The organism is Actinomadura soli (assembly GCF_005889715.1).
Lineage (GTDB): Bacteria > Actinomycetota > Actinomycetes > Streptosporangiales > Streptosporangiaceae > Spirillospora > Spirillospora soli.
Genome location: NZ_VCKW01000291.1, coordinates 1 through 9468, shown reverse-complemented (window position 1 = coordinate 9468; position 9468 = coordinate 1). Strand labels below are relative to the sequence as shown.

9 protein-coding genes are annotated in these 9468 nt (G+C 72.9%); 4 read left to right on the top strand and 5 right to left on the bottom strand.

Going from position 1 to position 9468, the window contains the following annotated elements:
- A partial coding sequence (locus ETD83_RS43105) for an ATP-binding protein (protein WP_171064620.1) occupies positions 1–2442 on the top strand: 2442 nt, incomplete at its 5' end.
- Between the two features lie 38 nt (positions 2443–2480).
- Here the strand turns inward: ETD83_RS43105 and ETD83_RS35445 are convergent.
- The 3 genes from ETD83_RS35445 to ETD83_RS35435 form a co-directional block, all read right to left on the bottom strand.
- Entirely contained in the window at positions 2481–3293 is an 813-nt protein-coding gene (locus ETD83_RS35445) for an alpha/beta fold hydrolase (protein WP_138649572.1), read from the bottom strand.
- Positions 3294–3328: 35 nt separating this feature from the next.
- Positions 3329–4543, bottom strand: coding sequence for an MFS transporter (locus ETD83_RS35440; protein WP_138649571.1), 1215 nt, complete (start codon positions 4541–4543; stop codon positions 3329–3331).
- A 126-nt stretch (positions 4544–4669) separates the two neighbouring features.
- On the bottom strand, positions 4670–5176 hold the full coding sequence (locus ETD83_RS35435; protein WP_138649570.1) for a GNAT family N-acetyltransferase: 507 nt from the start codon (positions 5174–5176) through the stop codon (positions 4670–4672).
- 221 nt (positions 5177–5397) lie between these two features.
- Here ETD83_RS35435 and ETD83_RS35430 point away from each other — a divergent pair, with 221 nt between their 5' ends.
- Entirely contained in the window at positions 5398–6441 is a 1044-nt protein-coding gene (locus ETD83_RS35430; protein WP_205718053.1) for a serine hydrolase domain-containing protein, read from the top strand.
- A 13-nt stretch (positions 6442–6454) separates the two neighbouring features.
- Here the strand turns inward: ETD83_RS35430 and ETD83_RS35425 are convergent, their stop codons facing one another.
- Both ETD83_RS35425 and ETD83_RS35420 read right to left on the bottom strand, forming a co-directional pair.
- The gene (locus tag ETD83_RS35425; protein ID WP_230421396.1) at positions 6455–7198 is read right to left on the bottom strand and encodes an SCO6745 family protein; all 744 of its coding nucleotides are present in this window, start codon (positions 7196–7198) and stop codon (positions 6455–6457) included.
- 80 nt (positions 7199–7278) lie between these two features.
- Entirely contained in the window at positions 7279–8070 is a 792-nt protein-coding gene (locus ETD83_RS35420) for an SAM-dependent methyltransferase (protein ID WP_138649569.1), read from the bottom strand.
- A 365-nt stretch (positions 8071–8435) separates the two neighbouring features.
- On the opposite strand from ETD83_RS35420, the gene ETD83_RS35415 reads away from it, so the two are divergent.
- Together ETD83_RS35415 and ETD83_RS35410 are read left to right on the top strand one after the other, a co-directional pair.
- Positions 8436–8918, top strand: a complete 483-nt coding sequence (locus ETD83_RS35415) for an alpha/beta fold hydrolase (RefSeq protein WP_205718052.1) — start codon at positions 8436–8438, stop codon at positions 8916–8918.
- Between the two features lie 138 nt (positions 8919–9056).
- Positions 9057–9468 (top strand): acyl-CoA thioesterase domain-containing protein (locus tag ETD83_RS35410; RefSeq protein WP_138649568.1); only part of this gene is annotated, 412 nt, incomplete at its 3' end.

Sequence of the window (9468 nt, the reverse complement as noted above, 5' to 3'; positions counted from 1 at the left end):
GGGCGGGGCGAGGAGCTGGCGGAGATCGAGGCGGCGGCCGGTCGATCTCGGCTGGTGACGCTGCTCGGGCCGGGCGGGGTCGGCAAGTCGAGGCTGGTCGCGGTCGCGGCGGCCGCGTCCCGGCGGGGCGGCGTGTTCGTCGACCTGGTGCCCGTGCGGGACGGGTTCGTCGAGCATGCCGTGGCGGCCGCGCTGGACGTCACCGAACGTCCGCAGACCGAGCTGCACACGGCGATCATCGAGCGGCTGGGGCGGAGCCGGACGCTGATCGTCCTCGACAACTGCGAGCACCTGCTGGACGCGGTCGCCGGGTTCGCCGACCGGATCCTGGCGGCCTGCCCCGGCACCCGGATCCTCGCGACCAGCCGGGAGCGGCTCGGCGTTCCCGGGGAGCGGATCGTCCGGGTGGGGCCGCTGCCGCTGTCCTCGCACGCCGAGGCGCTGTTCACCGACCGGGCCCTGGCCGCCGACCCCGAGTTCGCGGCGGAGCCCGGCGCGGTGGCGGAGATCTGCGCCCGGCTGGACGGCATGCCGCTGGCGATCGAGCTGGCGGCGGCCCGGAGCGCGGCCTTGGGCGCGTCCGGTGTGCTCGCCGCGCTGGACGATCGGCTGCGCCTCCTCGCGGGCGGCCGTGGGGCGGACGAACGGCACCGTTCGCTCCGTGCAGTCCTGGCCTGGAGCCACGACCTTTTGGACGACGAGGAGCGCGGACTGTTCCGGCGGCTTGCGGTGTTCGCAGGCGGGTTCGACCTGGACGCGGTCCTCGCCGTGACCCCGGGGACGACGGCGGGCGCGGCGGCCGACGTGCTGGGCCGCCTCGTCGACAAGAGCCTGGTCGTCAAGGCAGGGTCGGGTCGTTGGCGGTTGCTGGAGACCGTCCGGGTGTTCGCCGGGGAGCACCTCGCGCTGGGCGGTGAAGAGGCGGTCTTGCGGGATCTGCATCTGGCATGGGCCGCCAAGGTCGCCGCCGATCTGGCCGCCGGGAGCGGGGAGGGGCGGGAGTTCGACGCCGTCGCGGACGATCTGCGCGCGGCGCTGGCCGCCGCGCCCGCGGAGGCCGGGGACGTGGCGCACGAGCTGGCCCGGTCTCTGGGGCGCCTCGCCTACACGCGACGGTTCGCGCGCGAGGCGTACGGCCACTTCCTGGAGGCGTCCGAGCGGGCGGGGTCGCCGGGGGAGGCGTCCAGGGACCTCAAGAGCGCGGCCGACTGCACGCATGTCCTCCCGACCGGCGACCACCGGCATTTCGACCTGCTGCGCTCCGCGGCCGACCAGGCCCGGGACGCGGCGGACGGCGACGCGGAGGCCGTCCTCCTCGCCACGGCGGTCGTCACGACGGCGCGCAATCCCGGCTGGGGCCTGATCCCGCACGAGGAGCTGCGGCGGCTGCTGGAGCGCGCGGAGGACGCCGGTGATCCCGGCGATCCGGTCGTCGCGGCGTGGCTCGCCGCCGCCCGCGCATGGACGGCCTCGCCCGAGCCGTACAGCACCGATCCCGCCCGGGCGGAGGAGGCCGTGGCGGCGGCGCGTGCGACGGGTGACCCGGTGCTGCTCAGCGCCGGTCTCGACGCGACGGTCAGCGCCGCGCTGCGCGAGGGCCGACTGCGGGACGCGCACCGGATCGCCCTGTCCCGGCTGGACCTGCTGGACGTCCTGCCCCGCGACGACCCGGCCAGCGCGGTCGAGATCGTCGACATCGTGCACGTGGCGGTGAACTGCGCGATCGCGGCGGGGGACCTGCCCGCGGCGCTCGCCGTCGCGCGGCGGGCGCTGGCGGACGACCTGCTCGAAGACCAGTACCACCTGTCGTCCAACATCATCATCCTGCCGCTGGCGCTGAGCGGCGGGTTCGGCGAGGCGCTGCCGTACGCCGACGAGGCGTGGGAGAGCTGGGTGCGGACGGGGCGGCTGGAGAGCGGGTTCATGCTGCCGGTCGCGGTCGGCCCCGCGCTCGTCCACGGCCTGCGCGGTGATCGCGGACGGTACCTGGAGTGGCGGGCCCGCACGCCCGGCGCGCCGACCGGGCAGGTGTTCGACCTCCCGGCGCTCGCCGGATTCGTGGACGCGCTGGTCGCCGTCCACACCGGGCGGCTCGACGGCGCGTCGGAGCTGGTCGCCGGGCTCTTCTCGGACGCGGCGAACCCGATGTACGCCGGGTACTCCCATGCGGCCGGTGCCGAGCTCGCCGTCCTGGCGGGCCTTCCGGACGCGGCGGCGCGGGTCGGCGCCGCCGAGGCCGCAGTCGCCGAGAACCTCTGGGGCGCCGCGTGCCTGGCCCGTGCCAGGGGACGCCTCCACGACGATCCCCGCGAGCTGGCCGCCTCCGTCGAAGGGTGGGAGCGGATCGGTGCCCGTTTCGAGCGGGCGTCCACGCTGCTGCTCCTCCCCGAGCGGGCAGACGAGGGCCGCGCCGAACTGTCCGCTCTGACGAAATGCGAATAGCGCACCTCGGTTGGGAGGTGCGCCATCCGCAGGGAGGGTCAGGCGGAGAAGAATTCGCCCACCGCCGTCCCGAGGGACGCGGGGTCGACCTGGCCGTGGGCCTGGCCGTCCAGCCACTCCAGTCGTGCGTCCCGGAGCTGGCGGGTCACCGCCTGCGCCGCGTCCCGCATCCGGTCGGTGCTGGCCGAACCCGCCACCACCAGCACCGGGACGGCGATGGCCGACAGACGGTCCGGGACCGGCCCTTTGCCCACGACCGCCGCCTCGTAGGCGAGGGTGTGCGCGACGCTTTCGATGTGGGCCCAGTACGGCTGGGCCTTCATGCCCTCCACCGCCTCCGGTGGCATCTCGGCGCCCTTGGTGAGGAACAGCTCGATGGCTTCCCCGCGCCGTCCCTGCTCGGCGAGCGCGCCGAGTTCCCCGGCGGACGGCAGCGACCGGCCCGGCGCGGTCACGTACGGCGGCTCGAGCACGGCCAGCTTCGTGATCGGGGCGCCCGCGGCCGCCGCCTCCAGCGCGAGCGCGCCGCCGGACGACCCGCCGAACACCATCGCCGTCCCACCGGCCGCCCCGATCAGCGCGGTCAGGTCCTCGATCTCCCGCTGGACGGCGTACGGCGCGGTGTCGCCGCTGTCGCCGCGCCCCCGCCGGTCGTAGTTGTAGACCGTGTACTTCGAGGCCAGAGCGTCCGCGATACCGGTCATGATCGGGTCGTTGCGGCTGGAGAACGCGCCCTGGACGAGGACGACCGCGGGCCCCGCGCCGATGCGGTCGTAGGCGATGGACGTCCCGTCCGCGGACGTCGCCGTCCGGTGCCGGTGGGTGACCTCGGAGACGATGATCTTCCTCATGGTCGTTCCCTTTCTCAGCTGAGTTTCATGGAGGGTCAGGCGGTGCGGGCGCGCTCGGGGCGGGTGCGTGCGCTCCTCCCGGCGAGGAGGGGAAGCAGCATCAGGGCGGCCGTCAGCCCGAAGGCCGCCGGGTACCCGGTGTGGACGGCGGCGAGCCCGAACCCGGTGGCGCCGAGGCCGATGCCGACGTCGTAGGCGACGTTCCACAGGGCGCTGACCGTCCCGTAGGAGGAGGACGGGACGCGGTCGAGCATCACGGCCATGCTGGCGTTGCCGGTCAGCCCGAACCCGGCGCCGAACAGCACCATCCCGGCCAGCACCGCGGCCGGGCTGGACACCAGCACCAGCAGGGCGATGCCGCTCGCCGAGATCACCAGCCCGGGGACGAGCTGCCGCGCCGCGCCGTACCGGTCGCCGTTGCGTCCGGCCCACCAGCGGGTGCACGTGACCGCGAGGCCGTGCGCCAGCAGGGCCCAGGCGGAGACCGCGCCGCCGACGAGGGGCAGGAAGGTGGCGGTGATCCCCGTCGCGACGGTCGTGGCGGCGAAGAACAGCGACGGGACGAGCAGCTCACGCTTCCGCGCGGCGGCGACGAGGCCGAGCGGCGCCTCCGGTTCGGGGCGCCGGCCCGGCAGGTCCCGCACCGCCGCCAGCCCGGCCAGCGCGGACACGCCGGCCAGCGCGAACACCGGCGCGTACCCGACCAGGTCGCCCAGCCACAGGCCCGCCGGGAGAGCCACCATGGCCGGGACACCGCAGGCGATCCCGTAGATGCCCAGCCCCTCGCCGCGCCGCTCCGCCGGGACGATCGAGGCCACCAGCGCCCCGCCCAGCACCACCGCCACCGCGAACCCGGCGCCCCGCACCAGGCAGGCCATCAAGATCATGGCCATGCTCCCCGAGGTCGCCAGCGCCAGCGCCGGAACGCCCAGCAGCGCCAGCGCCGGAACGCCCAGCAGCGCCAGGCCGGTGCCGAAGACCGTCCGGTATCCGCACCGGGCCACCAGCCGCGGGACCGCCAGCTCGGCGGCCACCGTCGCGAGCATCATCACGCCCGTGGTCAGCCCGGCGCCCACCCCGCCCGCACCGGTCGCGTCCGCGTACCGGGGCAGCGAAGAGAACAGCAGGTAGAAGCTGGTGGACGAGCCCACACCGGCCACGAGCACCAGCGCGAACGCCCGGCTCATCAGCCGCGGCCGGGCGCCCGCGCCGTCCGCCGTGGCCGTCGTTGTGCTCGTCGTGGTGGTCATCGGGGCCTCCTCAGCAGGTGTCCAACTGCCGAGAAGCGTCGCGTCCAGGACCACTGACCCACATCCGTGCCCACCACGGATCCATCACCGAGAGGCCCTCAACCCACCGTGGACGAGGCGTAGGAGCTACGTGGGGCGCTGCTGGCCGTAGACGTGGACGCTCTGTCCCCTGTACTCGGTGTCGTGCAGGTAGCGGTGCCCGATGCGCTCGGCCACGGCGATGGAACGGGCGTTGGCGGGCAGGATCAGCGAGATGACCTGCTCGGCCGCCAGCTCCGTGAAGCAGTACGCGAGAGCCGCGCGGCCTGCCTCGGCCGCGTATCCCTTCCCCCAGTGGCGGCGGGCCAGGCACCAGCCGACGCCCAGGCCGGGGAAGCCGTGCGGCTGCCACGGTCCGGCGCGTCCGACGAAGCTGCCCGTCGCCTTCTCGACCACCGCCCAGTGCGAGTAGCCGCGGATCTCCCGGTGGCCGATGAAGGTGGCGAGGCTTCGCCAGGCGTCCGCCGGGCTGGTGCCCACGCTCTCCGCGAGGCCCGAGGCCACGTCCGGGTCGGCCAGCATCGCCGCGTAGTCGTCGAAGTCCTCGCCGGTCAGAGGCCGCAGGAGGAGCCGTTCCGTCTCCAGCATCGTCATGATCACAGTGTGCCGTCCCCGGCACGAGGGACCCGCTTCCTCATCAGCCCGAGGGACGACGCCGCGCGATGATCTCCGTAGCGTCGTGGGGCATGAGAATGAACCGCTTTCCCTCTCGCACCGGAACGGGTGCTCTGGCGCTTACTGCGATTGGCGTCGTCAGCGCGTGCGGCGGTGGTGCGGGGACCGCTGGTATTGGCCTCCGGGGGGCGGATCAGAGCGTGCGGGAGCGCGTTGACCCGTCCATTCAGAGTTTCCTGGCGGGAACTCTGCCGAAGGGGCCGGGCGGCACGGTCGCCGCCGCCCATGACGGACGGCTTGTGCACTGCGATGGCTTCGGCTTCGCCGATCGGGAGAGGAAGATCCCGGCCCGCTGCGACACCGTCTACGACGTCATGTCCATCACCAAGCAGTTCACCGCCGCCGCCATCATGAAGCTGGAAATGGCGGGCAAACTGCGGGTGACCGACCGCATCGGCGCATTCCTCGGCCCGGTGCCCGCGGACAAGCGCGAGATCACCCTGCATCACCTGCTGACGCACACCGCGGGCCTGGACGACGAGGACATCGGCGGCGACGACTACGCCCCGGTCTCGCGCGACGGCATGATCCGCGCCGCGCTGAAATCGAATCCGCAGTCGGCCCCGGGCGCCGAGTTCCACTACTCCAACGTGGGATACAGCCTGCTGGCGGCGATCGTCGAGAAGGTCTCGGGCGCCGGCTACGAACGCTTCCTCGCCGAGCATTTGTTCGCGCCGTCGGGCATGACGCGGACCGGGTACGTCCTGCCCCGGTGGGAACGCGACCAGGTCGCGGTGGAGTACGACGAGAACGGCGCGCCGCAGGGGCGCCCGTACGAGCACCCGTGGGCCGCCGACGGGCCCTACTGGTACCTGCGCGGCAACGGCGGCCTGCTGTCGACGCCGCGCGACATGTTCCGCTGGCATCGCGCGCTGGAAGGCGACCGGGTCCTTTCCGGACGCGCCAAACGCCAGATGTTCACACCGCACGTCCTCGTCGGAGTGCGGAACGGCGACAAGTTCTCCTACGGGTACGGCTGGGGCGTCGTCCGCAAAAGCGACGGCCGGACCGTGGTCGAACACGATGGCGGCAACGACTGGTCGTTCGGCGAATTCGCCCGCTTCCCCGACCACCGGGTGATGGTGTTCTGGATCACCAACCACGCCTACCGCGAGGGGAAATGGAAGCTTGAGGAACGGAACGCGGAACTGACCCTCGGAATCGAGAAACGCGCCCGCGACTGACCAGAGCGGCGGGTCAGCCGAAAACGGCCCGTTCCGCCTTCTGGAGAAGGGTGACCAGCTCGTCCGCCCCGGTCGTCCCGAGGGGCGCGAAGGCGGGGGCCATCAGTGCGTCGGTGAGGCGTTCGGCGTCGTCGCGGCGGCGCCGGACGTCGTCCGTCACCTCGGGATACGGGCGCGGCCAGCCGAAGTACTCGGCGTTCGGCTCGCCGTCGAGGAGGAGCGCCGAGCGGCCGCTGAGCACCGCCTCCAGCGGGTTCAGCCCGCTCGCCAGGACCGCGACGATGTGCAGCCCGCCGCGCAGCTCGCGGACGACGTGCGCGAGCTGGATCACCCGGGCTCGATCGTCCTCGGGCAACGGCACCGCCCGCCAGCCCGCGAAGAGCGGCGCGGCGACCACCGGCCCGCCGTCCACGACGCGCTGGAGCAGGTCGGCCAGCCGCGCCGACTCCGCGAAGCCGTCCAGCTTGCGGCGCCCGAAGCCCTGGGCCACGTCGGCGTAGCGGGTGACGGCCGTCGCCGTGGGGAGACCGGCTCCCCTTTCCCACGCCTTCCGCACCGTCGCGACCGGGAAGAAGCCGGCCGCCGCCGCGACGACGTCGGCGTCGACGTCGCCAAGGACTCCGCAGCGGCCACGGAAATAGGGCGTCCAGCCGGTGAGGCCCGACTCCACCGAGTACGCCTTCGCCTCCCGCGAGCGCATGAACGCCCCGCCCAGCCGCCCGATCGGCTCCGCCACCGCCGCCGCGATCTCGCGCATTCCGCCGTCCCCTCGCCGCCACTCACCGAAAACCGAACCAAATTCTACAATTCGGTGGGTGAAGGCCCGCGACCGGGGCGTCAGGGTTTGCGGGCGACCCCGCCCGCGCCGGGCACCGCCGGTGGCTCCTCCCAGGGGCTCGGCTCGGGCCGCCACCGGGACACGGGGACGACGCCCGGCTCCAGCACGTCCAGCCCATCGAGATAGCGGGCGATCTGGTCGACGCTGCGCGGGGTGTAGGACACGGCGCCGCTGCTCGCGTTGTACCGGGCGATGGCCTCCAGATAGTCGGGGTCGGTGTCGGTGCCGTCATAGACGGCGAGGTGACTGCCCGATGGAAGCGCCGCCATCAACCGGCCGACGATCGACCGCGCCTCGTCGTAGTCGCCGACCAGGCCGAGAATGCCCATGAGCATCAGCCCGACGGGCCGGCTGAGGTCGAGGGTCCTGGACGCCCGCGCCAGGATGGCCTCGGGGTCGCGGACGTCCGCCTGAATGTAATCGGTCACCCCTTCGCGCGTGCTCCTGAGCAATGCCTGGGCGTGCACCAGGACCAGCGGGTCGTTGTCGACGTACACGATCCGCGATTCGGGCGCTATCCGCTGCGCCACCTCATGGGTGTTGTCCACGGTCGGCAGGCCGGTGCCGATGTCCAGGAATTGCCGGATGCCCGCGTCATCGGCCAGATACCGGACGACCCGCGTCAGCATGTACCGGGAATGGCGCGTGAGGTCGACCATGCCCGGGAAGATTTCGCAGACCTTGTCGCCGGCGAGCTGGTCGACCGGATAGTTGTCCTTGCCTCCCAGCAGGTAGTTCCACACCCGCGCCGAATGCGGAATGGTCGTATCGATCTCGGGATGTGTGCTCACGGCGGCTCTCCCTGATTCCGGAGGCGGTCGCGACCGATGCTGCCAGGTCCGGCAGGTCTCGCGATAGCCCCGCGCGCCCGAAGGCCGCCGGGCCCGACCTGGCGGCGGAGGGCGGACGGCGGACGTGACCGGCGGACGGCGATCAGCGGACGGCGGCCAGCGGGCGGCGGGGCGGCGACCGGCGGCCGGCCGGGACAAGATGTGCGTCGCGAACCCCGGATATGAGCCCGGATGCGCGCGGCATGACCGCTGTGACAGAAATCTTTACAGTATTGACCCGGTGAACACAGGTCGTTTCGGCTGTTTTCGGCGGCGGGCCGCATGCCCTGGCCCGCGGTTCGCTGCTGGCCGACCGCGTCCTCGGGGTGGTCAGCGTCGCGGCCCCGGCCCCGTTCGGCGCCGAAGGGCTCGACTGGTTCGCGGGAATGGGCGCGTCCAGCGAGGCGTCGCTGCGCGCCGCCCTCGCGGGACGCGCGGCGAAAGAGGACTACGAGGCGAAGGCCCCCTACGACCCGGATATGTTCACCCCGGCCGACCACGCCGCGCTCGCGGGCGAATGGTCATGGTTCGAAGAGGTAGTGGGCCCGGCCGTCGAGAACGGTGTCGGCGCGCTGGTCGACGACGACCTCGCCTATGTCGCCCCGTGGGGATTCGACCCGGCCGCCATCACCGCGCCGCTCCTCGTCCTGCATGGCGGTCAGGACCGGATCGTCCCCGCGTCCCACGGCCGATGGCTCGCCCGCCACTGCCCCACGGCACACCTGCGCCTCTCCCCGGACGACGGGCATATCTCCGTTCTCAACTCCGCCGAGTCGGCCCTGGACTGGCTCCGCACGCACGTCGGATAGGAACGCTCGGCCCGCCCGGGCGGGCGGGGGAGCGGAAGCCTGGCGGTCGCGTCGCTTCACCGGCCGCCTGATACGGCGCGGTGTCCGGACCTGGAAATCGGGTCGAGACGGTGGAGGTCGCGATCTAGAGTGCCGAGTGTGAGGGATCTCGCGATTGACACGGCGGTGAAGGGCGACAACGGACGCTACGTCGCCGAACTGGTGCCCGACTGGTCGGCGTGGGGCCCGGTCGGTGGTTTCGTGGCCGCCATTCTCGCGCGGGCGGCGCTGGCACACGGATCGCTTCCGCGGGTGGCGTCGCTGTCGTGCCATTTCCTGTCGGTCGGACAGTTCGCCCCCGTCGATGTGGAAGTGACGACACTGCGCCGGTCGAAACGCGCCGAGTCGGTGCGGTGCTCTATGCACCAGGACGGAACGGCCATTGCGGAGGGCCTCATCTGGCTCACCGACGACCATCTGGACGGATTGCGCCACGACGCCGCGACAATGCCGGACGTGCCCGCCCCGGACGAACTCCGCTCGTTCGCCGAACTGGACCCCGACCCGGACC

Excerpts from the sequence above, each read along its gene's own strand:
- ETD83_RS35435 (WP_138649570.1), bottom strand. The coding sequence starts at position 5,176 with ATGACGATGCTGGAGACGGAACGGCTCCTCCTGCGGCCTCTGACCGGC.
- ETD83_RS35425 (WP_230421396.1), bottom strand. The coding sequence starts at position 7,198 with ATGCGCGAGATCGCGGCGGCGGTGGCGGAGCCGATCGGGCGGCTGGGC.
- ETD83_RS35445 (WP_138649572.1), bottom strand. The coding sequence starts at position 3,293 with ATGAGGAAGATCATCGTCTCCGAGGTCACCCACCGGCACCGGACGGCG.
- ETD83_RS35440 (WP_138649571.1), bottom strand. The coding sequence starts at position 4,543 with ATGACCACCACGACGAGCACAACGACGGCCACGGCGGACGGCGCGGGC.